This window comes from Spirochaeta isovalerica, assembly GCF_014207565.1.
GTDB classification, from domain to species: domain Bacteria; phylum Spirochaetota; class Spirochaetia; order DSM-2461; family DSM-2461; genus Spirochaeta_F; species Spirochaeta_F isovalerica.
The window spans coordinates 452,087-473,835 of the sequence record NZ_JACHGJ010000002.1; the positions used below are offsets into that span (position 1 = coordinate 452,087).

The window sequence follows — 21,749 nt, forward strand, 5'->3', positions numbered from 1 at the left end:
TAATCGTTTATTTGTAAAGCTTCCTGACCGATTTTCGCCTGATTAGCCTCGGTTCGATAACAGAGTTGGTGATTATTCCCAGTTCCGGGTTGGATATCTGTTCCAGCAGCAGCTTTGCCGCAAGATGTCCTATATAGGCGCCGGGGTGCTCAAAGGATGTGAGGGATATCTGTTCCATCTGTGCCATCTCCGAATTGTCGAATGAGATAACCGACAGATCTTCGGGGACTCTAATCCCTTTTTCCGATGCCCGTCCGATTAGCTTCAGAGCTTCCTCGTCATTGGTGCAGATCACGGCAGTGGGCATTCGAGGCGTCTCAAAAAACCTTTCCGCCATTTCCCAGGCCGTGCTTTTCTCTCCCTGGCCGGTGAGGCCCACCTGGAGAATCTCTTCCGGAGAAACTCCCTGTTCCGAGAGAAATTCGAGAGCACCTTCCCTTCTTCTCATCTTTGTCAGGTAGTCTTTCTGATAGAATATGCCTATCTCCCGATGGCCCATTTCCCAAAGGTACTTTGCCGCTTCATATCCCGCTTTTCTGTCATCCATGGTAATGGAACTGAAGCGGGGGAGGGGATACTGATTGTCCATCAGGAAAATAGGGATGCCCTGCTCATTTATGGAGAGAAGCAGATCCATATTGGATTTCCCCTTACCGGAAAACACCGGCTCGATAATAATGCCTTCGACTTTTTTATCCCGCAGGGTTTCAAGAATCTCTCTTTCCCTTTCCAGATCGTATTCCGACTGATTGAGCATAAGCTGGTAGCCCTCTTTGTAGAGAACCTGACTGCAGCCTTTGATAATACGGGGGAAGATGTAGGAATCGGTAAAGAAGCAGACGAAGCCGATATTGCGGCTCCCTTCGCCGTTGACCGATTTGCTCCGGCAGAAAGTGCCGATCCCCTTCATGGTTTCGGTTATGCCCTCGCTGTTCAGGAGATCGATCGCCTGCCTGACCGCATTGCGGGACACTTGAAACTGCTGAGTCAATTCATTTTCCGACGGCAGTTTGTCTCCGGGATGGAGATTCCCCGCGGCTATTTCATCGCGAACCCATTGGGCGATCCTTTCATACTTCTTCATTTCTGGATGGTACAACTTGTTCCTTTTTTTATTCACTTCATTATATTTCTATCTCTTTTGCTGTCAATACAAAGAAATTGAATTTGACTAATAGAATATGTTGTGCTTAAAATAATAACATAAAAAGAACAAGTTGTACTAATATTTTGGAGATTATAAATGAGAGAGAGAGAATATGAAGTCTGGTTTGTAACAGGAAGCCAGCATCTTTACGGTCCCGAAACACTGAAACAAGTAGACCGCGATTCACAGAAAATTACCGAAAGCCTCAATAAAGACAGCAGAATTCCCTTTAAAGTGGTTTTCAAACCGGTCGTTACCGACCCGGATATGATTACCAGAGTCTGCCGCCAGGCCAATTCCGAAGAAAACTGTATGGGGCTGGTTCTGTGGATGCATACCTTTTCTCCTGCAAAAATGTGGATTAAAGGCTTGAGCGAACTGAATAAGCCCTTTGTTCATCTCCACACACAGTTCAACAGGGACATCCCCTACGATTCCATCGACATGGATTTTATGAACCTGAACCAGTCAGCTCATGGCGGACGGGAATTCGGTTTTATCGCCACCAGGCTGGGAATCGAGAGAACTGTTATCACAGGTCATTTCGAAGATGACAAAGTCATTGATAAGCTGTCGCGCTGGATGAGAGTTGCGGCAGCCAATGAAGATGCCAAAAATATGAAAGTGGCCCGCTTCGGTGACAATATGCGCGAAGTGGCTGTGACCGAAGGGGATAAGGTTCAGGCCCAGATCAAGTTCGGCTACTCTGTCAGCGGATACGGAATCGGAGACCTGACATCTCTTCTCGATAATTTCAGCGATGCTGAAGTTATGAAACTGGTTCAGGAATATGAAGATTCCTATGTCATGGGTAAAGATCTGCTGGAAGGCGGTGCCTATCGCCAGTCTATCGTAGATGCGGCCCGTATCGAGCTGGCTATGCGGTCTTTTCTCGAAGAAGGGGGCTTCTCCGCTTTTACAACAACTTTCGAAAACCTTTACGGGCTGAAACAGCTCCCCGGTCTGGCCTGTCAGAGACTGATGGCCGACGGATACGGATTCGGCGCGGAAGGGGACTGGAAAACAGCGGCGCTCCTTCATACTATGAAGGTCATGGGCAAAGGGCTCGCCGGCGGCACCTCGTTTATGGAGGATTATACATACAACTTCGAGCCGGGCAACACGAAAGTTCTCGGATCCCATATGCTTGAAGTCTGTCCTTCCATCGCGGCGGCCAAGCCTTCTCTTGAAGTCCATCCCCTGGGAATCGGCGGCAAGGATGATCCGGCGAGACTTGTTTTCAACGGAACCGAAGGACCGGCCATCAATGTAACGATTGTACAGATGGGCAACCGTTTCAGAATGATCATCAATGAAGTGGACGCTCTGAAAACTGACGAGCAATTCCCTCATCTCCCCGATGCCCGTGTTCTCTGGAACCCGATGCCTGATCTGGAAACAGCTGCCACGGCATGGATTCTCGCAGGAGGGGCTCACCACACGGTTTACAGTCAGGCCGTAACGACGGAAATGATGGAAACCTATGCGGAAATGGCAGGCATTGAGTGTGTGGTAATCGATAAAGATACGAAACTGAGAGATTTCAAAAACACTCTCCGCTGGAACGGACTGGTTTATGCCTGATAAATCGCCTTACTCCGAACTGAAAGAACGGGTTCTCGAAGCCAACCTCAAGCTGGTGAAAGAAGGTCTGGTTGTCCTGACCTGGGGCAATGCCAGCGAGGTCGACCGGGAGAGAGGGGTGTATGCCATCAAGCCGAGCGGTGTGTCCTACGAGACCATGAAATCCGATGATATTGTCATCGTCTCCCTGGAAACGGGAGAGGTCGTTGAAGGATCTTTGCGGCCCTCATCGGACTCGCCCACCCATCATGTGCTGTACAAGGCGTTTCCCTCTCTGGGAGGGATTGTCCACACCCACTCGGAGAAGGCCGTTTCATGGGCCCAGGCCAACAGGGAGATCCCCTGTATGGGTACGACTCATGCCGATACTTTCTATGGTTCGGTTCCCCTGACCAGAAGGCTGACCGAGAAAGAGATCAATGATGCCTACGAGGTTAACAGCGGTAAGGTCATTGTCGAGCATTTTACGGAGAAGAAGCTCAATCCCGAGCATGTTCCGGGAGTTCTGCTGCCTTTCCACGGGCCCTTTACCTGGGGCAAAAATGGCATGGATGCTGTCAAAAATTCGATAATTCTGGAAGAAGTCGCCAAAATGGCCATGAACACTCTCCTTATCGCCGGAAAGAGCATGGAGGCACCGGATTATCTGAAAGATAAGCACTTTCTGAGAAAACACGGGCCCGGAGCCTATTACGGACAGAAGTAAAAATTATCCCGCCTTGACCGGCGGGTTTTTTATTCGACGACCCCGCCGTGGAAGCGGCACTCGTACACTTTGGCTGTTTGAAAGAAGATTTCCTCTTCCCCTTCGAACCAGTCGAAATCACCATTCACCTTGCAGTGATAGGAGAAGGAATCTTTTCTGTGGAGCGGTGGGCCGCGGAAGGGGAGTTCCGGCGGAACAGCTAGAAGGCTCTCTTTGAGAAAGTCACCGGAGAAGTTTTCCCCCAGAACCCGCCCCGCATAGTTCATGGACCAGAAGGGGGCATCGCGGACAAAAAGGACTTCGCCTCCGGCAAAACGGTTGCCGCCGAAATAGGAGTCGAGATAACTGAGTTGCCCCTGTCTGTAATACAGATCATGTGATCCGGGACGTGATGATTCCACTTCGTTTCCATGGGCGGCATAGGTGTTGCGTTTGGCTTCACAGAGGAAGCTGATCAGTTCGGACCGTTCGTTTTTTTCCCCTGTCCCGCTTTTAACATACTCGTTCGGACCTTTCAGCAGATAATCTACCGAAACCCCGAAAATCAGGCTCAGATCAATCAGCCTGTCTATTTCAGGAAGAGAGCTGCCGTTTTCCCATTTTGTTATGGATTGCCTTGAAATTTCCAGTCTTTCACCGAGTTCTTCCTGTGTCAGACCGGCTTCCTTTCTCAAATGCTGTATTCTCTGTGCAAGTTCCATTATCAACCTCCGTCTCAATTATACCGGTTCTGCTATTTCGCACAATAAACAGCCGGTTTCAATTGAGATACCGGAGGTTGCGGAACTTTCCTGCAGGATTCATCCTCTGCTCAAGCTATCGACCAATTTCCCTGTCAGTATTTTTACTGGACCCAGTTTGACCGGGTAATAGAACGGCGAGTCAAACCAGCCTTTAGCTCTGTAGTAGCGGTAATCGCCGAACGTCTCATCCTGCATAGTCTTTATCTTTGTCCGCGATAGGCGGAACATCGCCAGCTCAAAGAGATTCGGCGTCTTTAAACTGTTCTGCTTCAACCTTTTGTAAAATCTGGATGCATGCCTGGTCAGTACCCTGGAATTGCGGGCTTTTCCTTTGTCCGTCATAGGCTCCAGAGTCGTTATGCATGAACCCCTAACAACATTGAATCCCATAGGAGATCCGATGAAATCGAGGTATTTTACGATTTTACCTCCGCCGAATATTCCCTGCGGAACAATGCTGGTAAATGCCTTACCGAAAAACTCCGGTCTGTGACAGATAAAGGCCAATCTGTCCAGAAAGACTTTCATCATTCCCGAAACCTGAAAGGTATAATTGGGGCTGATAAAAATCACTCCGTCGGATTCTCTCATTTTATTGATGAGTATGTCCCTGTCATCTTTCAGCGGACAGAGTTCTTCTCCCTTATCTGTGCAGAGCTTGCATCCTCTGCAGATTTTCAGATTATAGTCGTTCAGATTCAAAATCTCATAATCGATTTTTTCCCTGTCGTTTATATATTTCAGAAATTCTTCCGCCGCTCCAAAGGAATGAGCTTTCCTCGCGCTTCCCACGAAGGCTGTAATTTTCATATAGATATCCTTTACGCGAGATATTCCAGCAGATCCTTCAAGCCGCTGCGGTCCATGTTATCTTTATCCCTGACCATTTCCTCTTTTTCGGCAGGATCCTTCACCATCTTCTGTCCCAGCCGCATCAGGAACTTGTGCATACCGGAAAGTTCGGAGAATATCATGCGGCCGTTCTGGGGGAAGTACTTCAGTTCCTTTCTCAGTTCCGGTGAAAACCCGGCCTCGAATCCCTTCTGAAGCACCGGGTCTTTGGCATCGGCTCCGGAAGTCGTGAAGAGTGCCAGCTTTTTGCCCGAGAGAAGATCCTTCCTTTTTTCAATCCATTTGGCCAGCAAAGGTTTTCCCGCGATATTGGGGCAGCCGAAAACAACAGCATCGCTGTCTGTGATATCTGATTTTTTAACGTCTTTCACGTTTATCGCTTTGAAACCGGTAGTTTCCCCGATCCAACGGGCGTACTGTTCAGTCGAACCGTAATTTGATTTGTAGATAATAATTCCTTTCATTTTCACATTCCTTATTTTTTCAGTCTCTCAATGAAAAGAGACACCTGTTCAAGCGTCCTTTTATTTATTTCATCCTGACTGACGCCTTCCATCATCATCAGGTTGTGTTCAATGCCCATTCCTTCAAGAAAGTAGACGTACTGCTCCGCCGTTTTCTCAATGTCGCAGTCTTTGATCATCTTTTTATCCCGCATGACCGACAAAATGGTTGCGGTCAGATTTTTCTGTACGGGTCTTAATATATGGAGATAAAAGGACCGGCATTTGTCGATGAGATACATTTCGTTAATCAGGATTCTCGAAATTTCTCTGTTGAGGGGAGGAAGTCTGGTCAGAAAAAGAGACGCTCCGGCCAGCCAGAACTGAACGGGGTCGCTGATGCTGTGCAAGGGTCCTTTCAGCTCGTCCAGTGCATCGCCCGCCCCGCTGAAACCGCTCATCTGATAGTCAAGAATGGCATCGAGAATGGCCTCCTTTCCTTTGAAATGATTGTAGACCGAGCTCTCTTTGATACCGGCCGCGGCGGCCAGTTCACGCATCGATGTGCCATGGTATCCTTTCGCGGCGAATAGATTGACCGCTTCTCTGAAAATTCTCTCTTTAGTCGTTTCCTTTTTCTCTTTCATAAAAACCTCTAGCTAACGTTCGTTAGATAATTTAGCTAACGAGTGTTCGTTCTGTCAAGAGGTCCCAAAAAGATTAATCAAATATTATTGAGCCCGCTGTCTTTTCCCTTATCGGAAGAACCGATTCTTTCAGCTGTTACGATTACCAGAGGAACGATCAATATGGCTGCTGAAACGACGCCGGGCGCCCAGAGACCGATTCTGGAAAGGAGATACCCTCCCATTATGGGTGCCACGACTCTTGTAAAACTCTCCAGGGAAGTGGAAACACCCAGAACCATACCCTGATTGTCTCCCTTAACCGATTTGGAAAGAAGGCTTTTTTGGAGAACGCTCTGCAGGGCGGCGGCAAAGGAGAGGGGGATTATGATCAACATCAGTTCAATCGTTGTGCTGACGAAAGCCCAGCCTGCAAGAGAAAGTATGAGCAGCAGGTTCGAGATGTTCAGCAGAGTTATTTCTTTAAATCGGGAAGTCAGTTTGCCGATCAGCCCCCCCTGCATAGCCGCGATCAGGACTCCCATATAGGCGAGAATAAGCCCTCTGGCTTTGGGGGACAACCCTATCGCCAGCATCCCGTGGCTGCTGAACATGGTTTCGAACATATTGAAGGCCATGGTGTAGAAGAGAATGATGGTGAGAAATTTCCGGCTTGCGTCATGGGAGAACACCTGGCGGAAAGCCTTGATGTCGATGATTTTGAATTTACGCGATCTGTTTCTCTTCTCCGCGGGATGGGACTCAGGCAGTACGACGGATATGATAATCAGGTTGACGGCGGCGATTCCAGCGGCGACAAAGGCCGGTGCATGGATGCTGATGCTCATGAGCAGTCCGCCGAAAAGGGGCCCGAGAATAAACCCGAGGCCGAAGGCCATGCCTATGAGTCCGAATCCTTTTGACCTGTCCTCTTCATCGGTTGAATCGGCGATATAGGATTGGGCCACGGTAATATTTCCACCGGTAATCCCGTCGAGAAACCGGCTGGCTATAACGAGAACCATCGATTGAGCGGCTCCCAGAAGCAGGAGAGACAGGAACGTGCCGCCGATGCTCAGCAGGAGCAGGGGCTTTCTGCCATAGCGGTCCGACAAAGCGCCGACCAGAGGGGCGGCGACGAACTGTCCTAGGGCATAGACGCCGAGAACGATTCCCAGCATATCCTGGGAGGATCCAAAGAATTTAATAATATCGGGCATGATGGGAATAATGAAACCGAAGCCGATCATATCCATAAATACAACTGAGAACAGTATTGAAATCTGTCTTTTTTTCATAGGGTTAAAACTCCTTCCATGATTTTGTGAAAGAGAGAGTAGGTCAGCTTCCCGGCCTTCTGAAGTTCCAATAGAACGGAAAGATATGTGGCTGAAATCAACTTCAGGCTCATTTCCATCCCCAATGGAAAATGTTCAGCATCGGCCAGGATCATGGCCTTGTTGAATTCTTCCATAAAAGCTTTGTGGGAAGCAGTCACTTCCTCATTGCCGTACAGGGTCTGGCAGGATACGAGTTCCAGAGTCTTCTGATGATTTATATAGAGTTTGAACAGAGAATCGGTTACAGAGGAAAAATCTCCTTTGCCGCTACTGTTTTTTTCTTTCAGATCTTCGGTTATTTCCTTCAGGGCGGGGAGAACCATCTCCTTGAGCAGTTCCTCTTTTGATGAAAAGTGGTTGTAGAGGGTCGCTCTGGTCACTTCCGCGGCCCTGGCAATCTCATCGATGGCAATGGTATCGATATTATTCCGTGTGAGGATTTCTTCCGCTATCTTCAGGATTTTTTCTTTGTTTCTCTGTTTATCCGCTCTCATGAATCTCTCTTAAATTATACATTGTTGTCTAAAGTTAGACATCTGTGTATAAAATAGAGAGATATGCTGAATTCGTCAAGTTCGAGATGTTATTTTCTGATGTATTTTGTCCGCTGAAATCTAAACAGCCTTCTCTGAAGGCTTTGATCCGGATAGTTTCAAAGAGCTCGGTATAAATCAAAACACTTCTCCAACTCGCTTTTCTTCATCGGAAAAGTTAATCTCTGATCACCCCGATTCATCAGTAGCCAGCCGGAGGATCTTCTCTTTTGACGCTTCCTCCCGGCTCATTTCCCCTTTGATCTTTCCTCCCGCCAGAACGAGTATGCGGTCGCACATTCCCAGAATTTCCTCAATCTCCGAACTGATCAGCAGTATGGCACCGCCTTTCTCCACAATATCGTTCATGGTGTTGTAGATATCCACTTTGGAAGCCGCGTCTATACCCCTCGTAGGCTCGTCCATAATGTAGATCGGGCTTCTCTGCATAAGCCATAGGCCGACGGAAGATTAAAGTCCTCTCCTGTCTCAATTGACACAGGAGAGGAATATGATGGTGAGGAAGGGGAAAATCAGGAAGAGATTTTTATTCAGCCAGCTTCCTGCCAGCGTAGATTCCCGACTTTAATTCTTTACGATATCTGTCAAAGGTCTCCCTCAGTACAGCGTAATCTTCATCGTTGAAAAGCTCTCCCGACTGGGCAATTCCCGTCGCGTAATAGGTATCGGGGTTTCCCAGAAGTGGCTGGAGCTGTATGTATTCCAGCCACATTTTTTTGTTGATCATAAGATCGTTGTCCGTATCAATCAGCCATTGGGGATTGCAGCTGCGTGCGATGGTGGCTCTGTTCTGCATGATTCCCAGGACATCGGGAGAGGTTCCATCCATGTCGTTGAGCCGGAGCATATCGACATCTTCGGAAAAGTACGGGTTGGCTGTATGGGTGATGAGAAGACTGTCGGCTTTCGCCTTTTTCATCGGTTCGCGAATAGCCTTCAAATAGGCTTTGATCAATTCGGTTCCCCAAATATCGCCATGGAGCTTCACAAGCTCGTCCCTTTCATCTATAGACGGGTAGTTTTTGTCTTTTTCCTCGGAAATTATGGCCCAGCGGTTGTTCAGATAGTTTCTGAAAACACCTCTTTCCGCCGGTATATCCTGGGTGAAGTCAATTTTGAATCCGTCGGCGTTTAGACACCCTTCATCGGAGGATATCATCTTTTTTATCTCACCGGAGAAAAACTCCAGAAATTCCGGATTGGTCGGGTCCGTGGCGACGGGTCGTCCTTCGACTGTCATGCACATGGAATTGGGGAGGTTTTCATGAATTATCGGCGTAAGCCAGAGAAGCACTTTCCTACCTTTTTCATGCTGTTCCTCGATAAAACCTCTCATGTCGGGCCAGCGGTTTGGATGCGGTTCGGCAAAGGAGGGGAAAAGCGCCCAGAAACAGTCAATGATAACTATACCTGGATTTATGCCGTTCTTTTCGAGTTCAGCCAGGTGGCGTTCGTAAAACAGTCTCGTCGAATAGTCGCCGGCGTTGATCCAGTTTCCCATTTCATGGCCGTCGTGGTCATCCCTGTATTCCAGCCGTTGTTGACCCCATCCGCAGAAAATCGGCTCCCGCCACCACCCGGGAATTTCTTTCTTTTCTCTTTTTATAAGACCCCGGTCTGTCAGATCACCGGTGTAGAGAAAGAGACCGTCATTTTCGCTTTCCGAGCCTTCCATATAAAGAACCAGCTCGGGAGATTCGAACTCTCCGTCAACTTTGCAGTGCCCTTCATAAGCCAGAGAAAATACCATCCCTTCCTCGCCGTCATAGTCGAAACTTATAAAGTTGTACTCTCCGCCACCGGCTGCGATACCGGCTCCAAACCACAGTTGCCCGCTCTTAAGGCCGTAATAAAATGGCGGCGGACTCAGCCACTGGTGACAGCTCAGGGACTCCTTATCATCGGGATGAGTTAGCACGATTCCTTTAGACCAGTCGAATCGGGGAGCATAAATCTTATCTATATTCCTGCGTCCCTTTCCGGCAAAAAATGAAATTCTGTCTATCCGTTTGCCCATCCCTTTCACTTTGCCGCGGAGGGTAATTCTGTCTTCGCTGCATGTAAGAATCACTTCTTTGCGTATCCAGCTCGATGAATCCCATTCCAGAGAGAAACGTGTTTCCGATGAAGTTGCACGTTCGCTTATACGGCAGGTTCTGCTCACTTCAGCTTCTTCTTTCAGGCAGTTGAAAGCGATGATAGCCGGCAATTGAAAGAGTTCGGCTCCGTTCCTGTCGACAGTGATTGTTCCGCTGTCGTTTATTGCTAATTCATAATTTTTCGTCGTGTAAGTCATATCTCTCTATCCTTTGACAGCGCCAGCGGCTATTCCCTTTTCTATGTGTTTCTGGTTGAAGATGAAAAAAAGAAGAATCGGCAGGCTGGCCAGAATTATGGCTGCGAAAGCTGTATTCATGGAGTACCGGTATTGCCCGAACATATTGGCTATCCTAACGGTGAGCGTCTGCATATCTCTTTTCTGCAAAAACAGTTTCGGGAGCAGATAGTCATTCCAGATTATCAGCGACCTCAAAACAGCCAGTGTTACGGCGGCCGGTTTGAGCAGAGGCAGGACGATGTGGAAAAATATTTCCAGAATGGAACATCCGTCGATCCGCGCGGCACTTTCGATTTCCTGTGAGAGATTTCTCATAAAACCGGTCATCATAAAGACGGAAAAGGGCATCTGTCCCGCCACATAGAAAAAGATTATCCCCCAGAATGAATTTGTCATACTCAGTTTGACTGCGACCAGATAGGTCGGAACGAATACGGCCTGATAGGGAATGAGAAGACCGCCCACAAAAATCATAAATATGAAAGTGAAGCGTCTGCTGTTTCCCCTTGCAATACCGAAACCGGCCATCGCGCTGAGGAGGACGGACAGGCCTACGGAAAAGAAGGTTATGACAAAGGAATTTATAAAACTTCTTATGTAGGCCAGCTTTTCCACGGCATCCTTGAAATTGGCGAAATTCAGTTTATCCGGCATTTGAAGTGCCGTTTTGGTCAATACTTCCTGGTCTGTTTTAAAGGAATAGAGAAATGTCATGATAAGCGGGATGAAGTAAAATACGCTTACTACAATAAGAATGGCATAAATGCCTGTTTTCCAATTTTTGACGTTTTTCATTAAACCTGTACCTCCCTCTTTTTGAGAAGAGTTATCTGGACGGAGGCTATGGCAAGAAGAAACAGGACATAGACCATCGAATTAGCAGAAGCAAAAGCAGCTCTTTCCGAGGCGAAAGCCTGGTTGAAGACATACATTATAAAAGATTCCGACGCATGACCCGGTCCGCCGCCTGTCAGGGTGATGAGCAGATCGTAGACCTGGAAACCTCCTACTGTAATTGCCGTGATGCAGACTGTGACAGCCGGCATGATCATGGGGAGGGTAATCTTGATAAATTTCTGAAATACACCGGCGCCTTCTATCGCGGCGGCTTCGTACATTTCCCCGGGGACGGCCTGGAGGGCGGCTATATAGATGAGCATCCAGTATCCGATCCACTGCCAGTTGTTAACAATCAGGGCTCCCATAAGAACCGTGTCGGGATTGGCCAGTAATTTGATATTGCCGCCGAATCCGAAAGACTGAAGTATTTCCGGATAGATGGAGCCGAAAAGCTTGGACCAGAGGTATCCGATAAGTACCGGGCTGAGCAGACAGGGAATAAAGACAACCGTTTTGAAAAAATTCTTCGCTTTTATTCCGCTGTCGATAAAAAGAGCCAGAAGCAAAGCCAGAGCATTCTGGATTATTGTGTTAAAGATAACGAACTGTACGGTAAATCCCATGGAGTGAATGAATCTGGGATTTGTGAACATGCTTGAATAATTCTCGAACCCGATAAAATTCATTTTCGGTGAAAAACCGTTCCAGTCAGTCAGAGAAATATAAAAGCCTATGAGCAGAGGTACGAGGACGCCGACTGAATATATCAGAAAGGAAGGGAGTGAGAGTAAGAAATAATTTCTCCTCATTTTTCCTTCCAAAGTCAATGGGGTTCTTTGAATCATTATTTAAACTCCTGATAGAAAGAGGACTGAAGACTTTACCGCCTTCAGTCCTGATTTTATTGAAGGGCTGCTTCGGTTTAGCGGGGTACGTTCTCTTTATGAGCCGTTGCCGCAGCAAGAGCTTCATCAAGAGTTTTGCTTCCCAGAAGCCATTCCGCTATATACCGGGAATATTCTTCCTGATAGGCCCATTTGATCTGGTTGTTACCAATCGATACATCGACGATGGCGTTATCAGCTTTGTACCTATCGATATCGCTGTCGCAGGGATAGGGAGAAGAGGGCTGTACACCGTTTACAAGACTGTATGCGCTTGCCTCGTCAACAAAAGTCGCAGCGAGTTCTTTGTCTGTTATGATGGCTTTTAGAACCTCCATAACCTTTTCCGGGTTTTCCGTTGTGGCTGCTACGCCGTATGTGTGGTTCGGTTCGAAAATCAGCTTGGCTCCGGCTTTCTCTCCGGGGAAGGGGAAAATCCCGTAATCCAGTTCCGGGAATTCCTGAAGATTTCTGTTCGACCAGGTTCCTGTTGCGAACATGGCTGCTTCTCCCCGTCCGAAACGGGCTGTCGCTTCACCGAAATCAACGGAGAATGTGTCTTCCCAGGTATTGTCGTAAATATCTTTCACGTGTTTGAATACGTTTCTATAGCCTTCGCTGTCTTCAAAAGTAACTTTCCCGTCATAGAGATCGGCTCCCCAGCCCGGGTTTTCATTAAATACTTCGGACATGGCGAACTGCATGGTTATGTTTCCAATGTGCCAGTTATCGGCCATGTGTGAAACGAAAGGTGTTACGCCGTTGCTTTTGAGAACAGCTGCTACTTCCATTAACTCTTCGTATGTTTCGGGAATTTTAAGATCGTATTTGTCAAAGATGTCTCTGTTATAGAGAACTCCCTGGAAAAGAGCCGAATAAGGGAGTCCGTAGTCTTTTCCGTCGATCTGCAGGTTTTCTCTTGCAGCCGGAGATATGTACTCATCTATCCAGGATCCTGTCAGCTCCATCAGGTTGCCGGCTTTTCCGTATTTCGCGATATCCTGCCCTTTGAAGTCAAGCAGATCCGGCATCGAACCGCCGGCAATTCTCGCCTGAAGAAGAGAGTGCATCTGGTCCCAGACAACAGGTTCTATCTCAACAGCGACGCCATCGACTTTTGATGCCACAGTTGCCAGCAGCTGCTCTTCATATGAATCTGTTTCTGTTGAATACCAGCTGAAAAACTGAATTTCCGATGTTTTCGCGCCTTCCTGCTGCCCGTTGGAAAAGAGGGGCAATATCATTGTCAGGGAGAACAAGATAGCAAAAATCTTTTTCATTTATTTCCTCCAAGATTTATTGAATTTTATTATTAGGGTAATTGTGCAAAATGTAAAGCAAAAAGTTTGCACAGAAGTGCAAAATAGTTTCCAAGGTTGGTTGGTGCAACTCATTTTTGTTAAAGATCACGATATCCCCGGTAACCTGAACCGGAAGAACTTTAGGGATCGGGGTACTTTATCCCGAGTGTCTGTTGATTAGTTCCGTGTTGAATAGCACGTTGAAGGAACTGATAGAGTCTCCGTATTTTATTAAGTCATGAAGAGCTTTGGCAATAAAGGAATAGAACTGCTCCGAGTGTCTTTTTACTGTTGTCAGCGGGGGGTCGGAGAACTCTGAAAAAGATATATCATCAAAGCCGACAATACTTATATCGTCGGGGATGCGGAAACCTGTTTCCTTGCAGGCTTTCATAGCCCCCAGTGCAATGTAATCACTGAAACATATAAGCGCTGAAATCTCTTTTTTCTCGGCCAGAAGATCTTTCGCTCCGGCATATCCGCTCTCCATACTGAACTCACAGTTTTTTACAAGTTTGCTGTCAATTTTGAGATTGAGTTCTTTGAAGGCATCCTTTAATCCATCAACTCTGTTTCTATTGACGCTTCTGTTTTCCGGACCCATGAGAATGCCGATTTTTCTGTGTCCTTTTGATAATATGTACTCTGAAAGTCTTTTCATTCCCGAATAATTATCAAAGTCGATCTGATTGAGCGATGAACTCCTGAATATTCCATTAGTAATAATGAAGGGGATTGTTATTTTTTCCAGACCCTTCAGAACCTTCTTTTCCGGTGGAGGGTCGGATAATATAAAACTGTCTATTTTGTTTCGGTTTATGCTCTCTATGAGTTTTTCCATTCCTCTGTCTTCTGAAAGGAAATGAGGGATCAATTCAACAGTATGTCCTTTCTGCAGAAGCTCAGACTGAATTGACCGTATATCCGATGAAGATGAAGGATCGTTGTGAAAATATTCGCCTTTGTTGGGGTAGAATATGGCAAGCCGGTAGGAAATTTGCCCGGTTTTCTGAGAAACCACACCTTTTTTGAACATGAGCTCATCAGCTGCGCCCAGAACCAGTCGTTTGGTTTCCTCGCTGATCTTCCCTCTGTTGTTTAATACACGGGAAACTGTGCTTATGGAAACTCCCGTAATTTCTGAAATGTCTTTTAAGGTTACCACTGTTATTCCTGTTCTAGAATTGATAAAAAATATAATGCAACAAATTTTCACTATTTTCAACAGAAATTAATATGATCACCCCGATTCATCAGTCGCCAGCCGGAGGATCTTCTCTTTCGATGCTTCCTCCCGGCTCATTTCCCCTTTGATCTTTCCTCCCGCCAGAACGAGTATGCGGTCGCACATTCCCAGAATTTCCTCAATCTCCGAACTGATCAGCAGTATGGCGCCGCCTTTCTCCACAATATCGTTCATGGTGTTGTAGATATCCACTTTGGAAGCCGCGTCTATACCCCTCGTGGGCTCGTCCATTATATAAATGGGACTCCGCTGCATAAGCCACCGGCCGATAAGAATCTTCTGCATATTGCCGCCGGAATAATTTCTCACCACATCGTCGGCATGGCCCGGAGCTATGCTCAGCTCGTCTACATATTTACCAGTCAGTTCGTAGATGAAGCGATCATCGAGAGACAGCTTGTTGACAAAGCGCTTCAAAGCGGCGCTGGTCATGTTGGTTTTGACTGTGTGAATGGAAAAAATCCCGTTTTCCATACGATCTTCCGGAATAAGAGAGATTCCCGCTTCCATAGCTTCCAGAGGGTGATTGAAGCGTCTTTCCATTCCTCTGACGGAAATGGCCCCTTCCTCCGGTTTGACTATGCCGAAGAGACATTTAGCCAGAAGAGTGCGTCCCGAGCCCATCAAGCCGGTTATTCCCACAATTTCACCTTTCCGCAAAGAAAAGCTCACTCCTTTCAGGATGGGGGAGTGTGTGAGATTTTCCACATTCAGAAGGGTTCTTCCCTTTCTTGAAGAAAGACGGGGATACCTCTCTCTATGAACCTCGCCGATCATCATTTCCACAATGCCCTGGCTCCCCACTTCGCTGCATATACAGGTTTTCCCTATGGTTCCTCTGTCCAGTACGGAAACGCGGTCTCCTATAGTCTGTATCTCATCGAGTCTGTGAGAGATATAGAATATGGCAGTTCCTCTCTGTTTAAGCGCTCTGACAATGTTGAACAGGATTTCGCGTTCGGGATCTCCCATTGCCGAAGAAGGCTCGTCAAAAATAATGACTTCCGCTTTGGAAACATAGGCTCTGACTGCGGATATGAGCTGCTTTTCCGCAAATCCCAGAGACCCCAATCGTGCCTGAGGATCAATCTTTATATTGAGTTCTTTAAAAACCGATAGACATCTGGCCTGAATCTTTTCAGGATTGAAGTAGAAAAAGGCTTTTTTTCTACCCGATAAAGTCCGGAAGAAAATATTCTCCGCGACTGTAAGGTTTTCGAAATTCTGAAGATCCTGATGCAGGTAGAGGATTCCTCCCTCAACAGCTTCGCTGATCGATGAGAAGGAATAATGGATTCCTTTGTAGAGGATGACTCCTTCATCCTGGGGAAACCAGCCCCCAATCATTTTCATCAATGTGGATTTCCCTGTACCGTTCTCTCCGACCAGTACATGTATCTCCCCTTTATATAGGTCTATATTGATATCTTCCAGCTGAAAATCGCCGAATCGTTTTTTTACTGCGATCAGTTCGATCAGGGCGCTATTCGCTGTCATTCCGTACCCTCAAAGGCTGCCGCCGATGTGTATAAAGGAATGCCGGACCGGAACAGACCGGCTTTGTATTCTTCGTCCAGCGTATTGGAACTGATAATTTTCTTAACGAGTTTTACGGGGCCGAGCCGGAAGAAGGCGCTCTTCCCGAAGTTGGAAGCCGAACAAATGGCAATTGTCTCTCCGGTTACTTCCATGGCTCCTTCAATCAGGTCCGCTTTATTCTGACTGTTCACTGTTAAATGCAGATTTTCGTTAATGCCGTCCAGCTCTATAAAGAGCTTGTTCACATAGTACTTTCGCAGATTACTCAAAGCCATCGATCCGAAGGCGGCCTTTTCCTCTCTGTCCATTTCGCCGCCCAGCAGAACAGCCCGGTTTCTCTCCTGAAGAGAAATAGCCAGCGCGACCGCAACATCATTGGTCAGGACCGTGAGGTTGGACCGCTTTTCCAGAAGTCTGGCCAGAATTCTGTTTATCGGTCCGTTCATCAGCATTATGACGTCATCGTCTTCAATCATACGGCTGGCAACAGATGCGATGTCATTGGCTTTTTCATCTTTATCCGGTTCATCGAGCAGCTCATGCAAAGGATCGGATATCGCTTCCCGATTAATCACGGCGCCGCCATGGGTCCTCGTAAGCCATCCTTCGGCTTCGAGCCGTTCCAGGTCGCGGCGGACCGTCACTTCCGATACGCTGAGAAGGGAACTTAATGTCTGGACCTGAACCTGACCGTGTTTTTCCAGATATGTTTTGATAAGCTTGATCCGTTCGATGGCGTACATATACCCATTCTAAGGGTAAAACAGCTGCTAGACAACAGAAACAAATTGGGGGATATGAATTTGCGTTAACGCACACACTTTTTTGTTGACAGCAGAAAAAAAGGGGTTTTAAATAAATCTAGAAACGAAAGTAAATGATTACGAATGCTTTCAAACTGTGATTATTTGCTTTCAATTTCTGAAAATCATAATAAAGGAGAACTTAGATGAAAAAGTTCACTGCAATTTTTCTTTCCGCACTGATGGTGCTCATGGCAGCGCCCCTCTTTGCCAATGGTCAGCAGGATGACGGCGTAGCAACTGTCGGTATCGCTATGCCAACACAGTCTTCCCAGAGATGGATCCAGGACGGGGGATACATGAAGGAGATTCTCGAGGCAAGAGGATATAAAGTCGATCTCCAGTACGCTGAAGACAATATTGACGCTCAGGTAGCTCAGATCGAAAACATGATCGTAAAAGGCGCCGATGCTCTTGTTATCGCTGCTATAGATGGAGCCGCGCTTTTTAATGTTCTCGAGCAGGCTGCCCAGAATGATGTTAAAATCATTTCCTACGACAGATTGATCGTCAACTCTCCCCATGTCAGCTACTACGCTACTTTCGACAACTTCAAAGTCGGTGTTATTCAGGCTACTTCTCTTGTTGAGGGACTCGATCTCGCTTCCGGTGCCGGTCCTTTCAATATCGAGCTCTTCGCCGGTTCTCCTGACGATACAAATGCTTACTACTTTTTCGATGGTGCTATGAGCGTTCTCCAGCCCTACATCGATAAAGGTCAGCTCGTGGTTGTATCCGGTCAGACCGATTTCGATCAGGTCGCTACGCTCAGATGGGATGGTGTTGTCGCTCAGCAGAGAATGGACAACCTTCTGGCGGCTTTCTACACAGATAAAAATGTCGATGCCGTACTGTCTCCCTATGATGGACTTTCCATCGGTATCCTTTCCGCTCTCAAGAGTGTCGGATACGGAAGCGGCAAGCCCATACCGGTCGTTTCCGGACAGGACGCCGAAATTCCTTCTGTAAAATCGATCCTCGCCGGTGAGCAGTACTCCACTGTTTTTAAAGACACGAGAACTCTCGCCAAGAGAGCTTCCGACATGGTCGACGCTGTTCTTCAGGGAACAGAACCTGAAATCAACGACACCAAAACTTATGATAACGGTGTGAAAATTGTTCCTTCTTTCCTCGAAACTCCTGTTTCTGTGGACAAGAGCAATGTTGTAGAGGCGCTTATCGACACTGGATATTACACAAAAGATCAGATAGGACTGTAATACTTTTCAAATTGGGATCGGCAGCCCCCTGCGGGGCTGCCGGTCAGGGAAGAGATGTTAAGGAGATGTAAGGGATTATGGCAAACACGATTCTGGAAATGCGCGATATAACGAAAAAGTTCGCCGGTGTTCCAGCTTTACAGGATGTCAGCTTTTCCGTACAGGATGATGAGATCCACGCCATTGTGGGGGAGAACGGAGCCGGAAAATCGACACTTATGAAAGTGCTCTCCGGCGTTCATCCCCACGGTTCTTTTGACGGGAAGATTTTCGTCAAGGGAGAAGAGTGCAGTTTTAAAACTATCAAGGACAGCGAAAAGCTCGGGATAGTTATTATACATCAGGAGCTTGCCCTTATCCCCTACCTTTCGATTGCCGAAAATATTTTCCTCGGGAATGAAAAAGCTTCCGGGGGAGTTATTGACTGGAATAAAACTGTAGACGAGGCCGGTAAACTACTAAAGAAGGTCGGACTCGATGAGAACCCCAATACGCTTATCGGCAATATCGGGGTAGGGAAGCAGCAGCTTGTTGAGATTGCAAAGGCTCTTTCGAAAGAAGTGAGAATTCTTATTCTCGATGAGCCTACGGCGGCGTTGAATGATGAAGAGTCGGGTAAGCTACTCGACTTACTTAAGGAATTGAAAGCCGAGGGGATCACTTCGATTCTGATCAGCCATAAACTGAATGAGATTGAGCAGGTGGCCGATAAGATCACGGTTATCCGCGACGGGCGGGTTATTGAGAACATGACCCGCGAAGAGGGAGATTTTCACGAAGACCGGATTATTAAAAGCATGGTGGGCCGGGAAATCACCGATAGATGGCCTTCGAGGAACAATGAAGTAGGAGAAGTGATTTTCCGTGTGGAGGACTGGTCGGTGTACCATCCGCAGCACGAACATAGAAAAATCGTGAACAATGTCAATTTCAATATCCGCAGAGGCGAAGTCATCGGTTTCGCCGGATTGATGGGAGCCGGCAGGACGGAGATCGCCATGAGCATCTTCGGCAAGTCCTACGGTCAGAAACATACCGGCAGGGTGTATAAGAACGGCAGGGAAATCAGAGTGGATTCGGTCAATGACTGCATTGATAACGGTCTTGTCTATTTAACAGAAGATAGAAAGGCATACGGTCTGGTTCTGATAAACGATATAAAAAACAATATTTCCCTGGCCAATCTCGGCAAGGTTTCCAAGTTTCAGGTTATCAACCCCAATGAGGAGGTTGTCGAGGCGGAAAAATACCGGAATAAACTGGCAGTCAGGTCCACCGGTCTCGAACAGGTTGTCGAAAGCCTGTCCGGAGGGAATCAGCAGAAAGTCGTTTTGAGCAAATGGCTAATGTCCGAACCTGATATCCTGTTGCTGGACGAACCGACCAGAGGTATCGATGTCGGTGCGAAATATGAAATTTATACGATTATCAATGAGCTGGCCGCGGAAGGTAAAGCGGTGCTGATAATCAGTTCGGAGATGCCCGAGCTTCTGGGCATGTGTGATAGAATATATGTTGTGAACGACGGGGAGATGGCGGGATGCCTGGACAGGGGCGAAGCGTCCCAGGAAAGCATCATGAAAACCATCATGACTCATCAGAAAGAGAAAAAATCAGTGAAAAGGAGCAATGGATGAATCAGCTCACGAATTATTTCAAGAATAATATCCGGCAGAACGGTATGGTTCTCGCCCTTGTCTTTATAATGGTGTTATTCCAGATTTTGACGGGAGGGATTCTTTTCCGGCCTATGAATGTCAACAATCTGGTTTTGCAGAACGCCTACGTTCTCATTTTGGCTACAGGTATGCTGCTGGCCATTCTGACCGGGAATATCGATCTCTCTGTCGGTTCGGTTGTCGCCTTTGTCGGAGCTGTTTCGGCTGTTATGATGGTGAATTGGGGCGTTCCCGTATGGCTGACAATCATTTCCGCCCTTATCGTAGGAATGGCCGTCGGAGCCTTTCACGGTTATTTTATTGCCTATATGCGCATCCCCGCCTTTATCGTAACTCTAGCCGGTATGCTTATCTGGCGGGGGTTGACAATGGTTATTCTTAAAGGGCAGACCCTGTCTCCTTTTGAGAAGAGCTTTCAGGCCATGTCGGCCGGTTATCTTCCCGGCCGGGATATCACAATCGGCGGATTAAATGTCATTTCACTTCTGGCCGGTCTGGTTATTTCCCTGGTTTTTGCCGCTATGGTGTTTAAGTCCCGGAAAAACAAGGCAAAATACGGCTTTGAAGTTATCCCCATGTGGCTCGAATTGTTCAAAATTGCCATTGTAATCATAGCAATCAATCTTCTTACCTTCAGTCTTGCGGCCTACAATGGAATTCCCATAGTTCTGATCCTGCTTATCGGTATGATCGGCATCTATACTTTTATTACCCAGAGAACCATTTTCGGACGGCATGTCTATGCCCTGGGGGGAAATGAAAAAGCGGCGAAACTGTCGGGCGTCAAAACCAAACGGGTTATGTTTCTGGTTTACACGAATATGGGACTCTTATCAGCTCTGGCCGGTCTTGTCGTGGCAGGACGGCTTAATGCGGCGACTCCCAAAGCGGGAACCATGTTCGAACTCGATGCCATCGCTTCCTGTTTCATCGGGGGAGCTTCCGCTTCCGGCGGTATCGGCACGGTCATCGGCGCCATCGTCGGAGGCCTTGTAATGGGTGTTTTGAACAACGGTATGTCCATTATGGGTGTCAGCGTCGACTGGCAGCAGGCGATTAAGGGGCTGGTTCTTCTCGGAGCCGTTTTCTTTGATGTTGTAGCCAAGAAAAAAAGTTAAAGCGAGTAAAGCAAATTACTCTTTTTTAATTATTCCTGTACCGTCCGCAAGAGTCTCCTTTCTCCTGCGGGCGGTTTTTTTGTCAGCTGAGGGGCCTGATTCTCACATCTATTCCGGTATCTTTCATAAGTTGAACAAGCTCGTCAGTATCAGTCTCGCCATAGTGATAAGGATAGAGTATTTCAGGTTTGAAAGCTGTCGCCCCATCGGCCACCTGCTCCGGCGTCATGGTATAGGGGAGGTTCATGGGAAGGAAAGCTATATTTATGTTTTCCAGCGCTTTCATCTCTTCCGTGTTTTCTGTATCTCCGGCAATGTATATTCTCGTTTTTCCGCAGTTCAGAATATAGCCGTTTCCCATGCCCCGGGGATGGTAGGGTTTCTCAAAATTGTAAGCCGGAACAGCTTCTATCTTTATATTTTTGAAATTGGTAGTATCTCCATTACCCATGGTTGTGATTGAATCGAATCTGTCTTTCAGCAGTCCGCCGCAGATTCCGGTGGTGATTATTTCCGTATCTTTCCTGACTACGGCCTGTATGGCTTCGCTGTCCAGATGATCCTGATGTTCATGGGTTATCAATATGAGGTCTGCATCGGGAAGGGCCCTGTAATCAGCCAGAGCAGCCCAGGGGTCGATATGAATGGTTGTGTCGTTGTATTGAATAATCAGTGTTCCATGGCCGATGAACGTCAAAGCGATTTTTCCATCAGGTCCGTCTATTGTATCTGTAACAAAATCCATATAATCCTCCAGAATGTTTTTTGCCTGACAGGTCCGTTACA

The 21,749-nt window shown here is 47.2% G+C and carries 21 protein-coding genes; 5 read left to right on the plus strand and 16 right to left on the minus strand.

Features of this window, described 5'->3' with window-relative positions; all coding sequences use genetic code 11:
• Window positions 1-7: 7 nt before the first annotated feature.
• Complete coding sequence (locus tag HNR50_RS06935; RefSeq protein WP_184745236.1) at window positions 8-1,084, minus strand: GntR family transcriptional regulator; 1,077 nt, start codon at window positions 1,082-1,084, stop codon at window positions 8-10.
• Window positions 1,085-1,243: 159 nt separating this feature from the next.
• Here HNR50_RS06935 and araA point away from each other — a divergent pair, with 159 nt between their 5' ends.
• The gene (araA, locus tag HNR50_RS06940; protein WP_184745239.1) at window positions 1,244-2,731 is read left to right on the plus strand and encodes an L-arabinose isomerase; all 1,488 of its coding nucleotides are present in this window, start codon (window positions 1,244-1,246) and stop codon (window positions 2,729-2,731) included.
• Window positions 2,724-3,437 (plus strand): L-ribulose-5-phosphate 4-epimerase, encoded by a 714-nt coding sequence (locus HNR50_RS06945; RefSeq protein ID WP_184745241.1) that lies wholly within the window; start codon window positions 2,724-2,726, stop codon window positions 3,435-3,437. Before araA ends, HNR50_RS06945 begins: the two co-directional genes overlap by 8 nt.
• A 29-nt stretch (window positions 3,438-3,466) precedes the next feature.
• On the opposite strand, the gene HNR50_RS06950 is transcribed toward HNR50_RS06945, so the two are convergent.
• The 14 genes from HNR50_RS06950 to HNR50_RS07015 form a co-directional block, all read right to left on the minus strand.
• A complete protein-coding gene (locus HNR50_RS06950; protein ID WP_184745243.1) occupies window positions 3,467-4,138 on the minus strand; it encodes a DUF5680 domain-containing protein in 672 nt (223 codons plus the stop codon).
• A gap of 99 nt (window positions 4,139-4,237) precedes the next feature.
• On the minus strand, window positions 4,238-4,990 hold the full coding sequence (locus tag HNR50_RS06955; protein WP_184745245.1) for a flavodoxin family protein: 753 nt from the start codon (window positions 4,988-4,990) through the stop codon (window positions 4,238-4,240).
• Window positions 4,991-5,001: 11 nt separating this feature from the next.
• Window positions 5,002-5,496, minus strand: a complete 495-nt coding sequence (locus HNR50_RS06960; protein ID WP_184745247.1) for a flavodoxin domain-containing protein — start codon at window positions 5,494-5,496, stop codon at window positions 5,002-5,004.
• Window positions 5,497-5,507: 11 nt separating this feature from the next.
• Complete coding sequence (locus tag HNR50_RS06965) at window positions 5,508-6,122, minus strand: TetR/AcrR family transcriptional regulator (RefSeq protein WP_184745249.1); 615 nt, start codon at window positions 6,120-6,122, stop codon at window positions 5,508-5,510.
• Window positions 6,123-6,199: 77 nt separating this feature from the next.
• Entirely contained in the window at window positions 6,200-7,399 is a 1,200-nt protein-coding gene (locus HNR50_RS06970; RefSeq protein WP_184745250.1) for an MFS transporter, read from the minus strand.
• Window positions 7,396-7,935, minus strand: coding sequence for a TetR/AcrR family transcriptional regulator (locus HNR50_RS06975; RefSeq protein WP_184745252.1), 540 nt, complete (start codon window positions 7,933-7,935; stop codon window positions 7,396-7,398). The genes HNR50_RS06970 and HNR50_RS06975 overlap by 4 nt, the downstream gene beginning before the upstream one ends.
• Before the next feature lie 228 nt (window positions 7,936-8,163).
• On the minus strand, window positions 8,164-8,424 hold the full coding sequence (locus tag HNR50_RS06980) for a hypothetical protein (protein WP_184745254.1): 261 nt from the start codon (window positions 8,422-8,424) through the stop codon (window positions 8,164-8,166).
• Between the two features lie 97 nt (window positions 8,425-8,521).
• Window positions 8,522-10,291, minus strand: coding sequence for a TIM-barrel domain-containing protein (locus HNR50_RS06985; protein WP_184745256.1), 1,770 nt, complete (start codon window positions 10,289-10,291; stop codon window positions 8,522-8,524).
• A gap of 6 nt (window positions 10,292-10,297) precedes the next feature.
• The gene (locus tag HNR50_RS06990; RefSeq protein WP_184745258.1) at window positions 10,298-11,128 is read right to left on the minus strand and encodes a carbohydrate ABC transporter permease; all 831 of its coding nucleotides are present in this window, start codon (window positions 11,126-11,128) and stop codon (window positions 10,298-10,300) included.
• A complete protein-coding gene (locus HNR50_RS06995) occupies window positions 11,128-12,018 on the minus strand; it encodes a carbohydrate ABC transporter permease (protein ID WP_184745260.1) in 891 nt (296 codons plus the stop codon). Before HNR50_RS06995 ends, HNR50_RS06990 begins: the two co-directional genes overlap by 1 nt.
• 77 nt (window positions 12,019-12,095) lie before the next feature.
• The gene (locus tag HNR50_RS07000; protein WP_184745262.1) at window positions 12,096-13,337 is read right to left on the minus strand and encodes an ABC transporter substrate-binding protein; all 1,242 of its coding nucleotides are present in this window, start codon (window positions 13,335-13,337) and stop codon (window positions 12,096-12,098) included.
• A 178-nt stretch (window positions 13,338-13,515) separates the two neighbouring features.
• Complete coding sequence (locus HNR50_RS07005) at window positions 13,516-14,523, minus strand: substrate-binding domain-containing protein (RefSeq protein ID WP_184745264.1); 1,008 nt, start codon at window positions 14,521-14,523, stop codon at window positions 13,516-13,518.
• 75 nt (window positions 14,524-14,598) lie between these two features.
• Window positions 14,599-16,101 (minus strand): sugar ABC transporter ATP-binding protein, encoded by a 1,503-nt coding sequence (locus HNR50_RS07010; RefSeq protein ID WP_184745266.1) that lies wholly within the window; start codon window positions 16,099-16,101, stop codon window positions 14,599-14,601.
• A complete protein-coding gene (locus HNR50_RS07015; RefSeq protein WP_184745268.1) occupies window positions 16,098-16,886 on the minus strand; it encodes a DeoR/GlpR family DNA-binding transcription regulator in 789 nt (262 codons plus the stop codon). The genes HNR50_RS07010 and HNR50_RS07015 overlap by 4 nt, the downstream gene beginning before the upstream one ends.
• Before the next feature lie 206 nt (window positions 16,887-17,092).
• Here HNR50_RS07015 and chvE point away from each other — a divergent pair, with 206 nt between their 5' ends.
• The 3 genes from chvE to mmsB all read left to right on the plus strand — a co-directional run bounded on the left by chvE (window position 17,093) and on the right by mmsB (window position 20,963).
• Window positions 17,093-18,166 carry a multiple monosaccharide ABC transporter substrate-binding protein gene (gene chvE, locus HNR50_RS07020; protein WP_184745270.1) on the plus strand — a complete coding sequence of 358 codons (1,074 nt, stop codon included), beginning with the start codon at window positions 17,093-17,095 and terminating at the stop codon, window positions 18,164-18,166.
• Between the two features lie 77 nt (window positions 18,167-18,243).
• A complete protein-coding gene (gene mmsA, locus HNR50_RS07025; protein WP_184745272.1) occupies window positions 18,244-19,803 on the plus strand; it encodes a multiple monosaccharide ABC transporter ATP-binding protein in 1,560 nt (519 codons plus the stop codon).
• Window positions 19,800-20,963: a multiple monosaccharide ABC transporter permease gene (gene mmsB, locus HNR50_RS07030; protein ID WP_184745274.1), complete on the plus strand. Its 1,164-nt coding sequence runs from the start codon at window positions 19,800-19,802 to the stop codon at window positions 20,961-20,963. Before mmsA ends, mmsB begins: the two co-directional genes overlap by 4 nt.
• A gap of 82 nt (window positions 20,964-21,045) precedes the next feature.
• Here mmsB and HNR50_RS07035 read toward each other — a convergent pair whose 3' ends face one another.
• Window positions 21,046-21,708 carry an MBL fold metallo-hydrolase gene (locus tag HNR50_RS07035; protein ID WP_184745276.1) on the minus strand — a complete coding sequence of 221 codons (663 nt, stop codon included), beginning with the start codon at window positions 21,706-21,708 and terminating at the stop codon, window positions 21,046-21,048.
• Window positions 21,709-21,749: the final 41 nt, after the last annotated feature.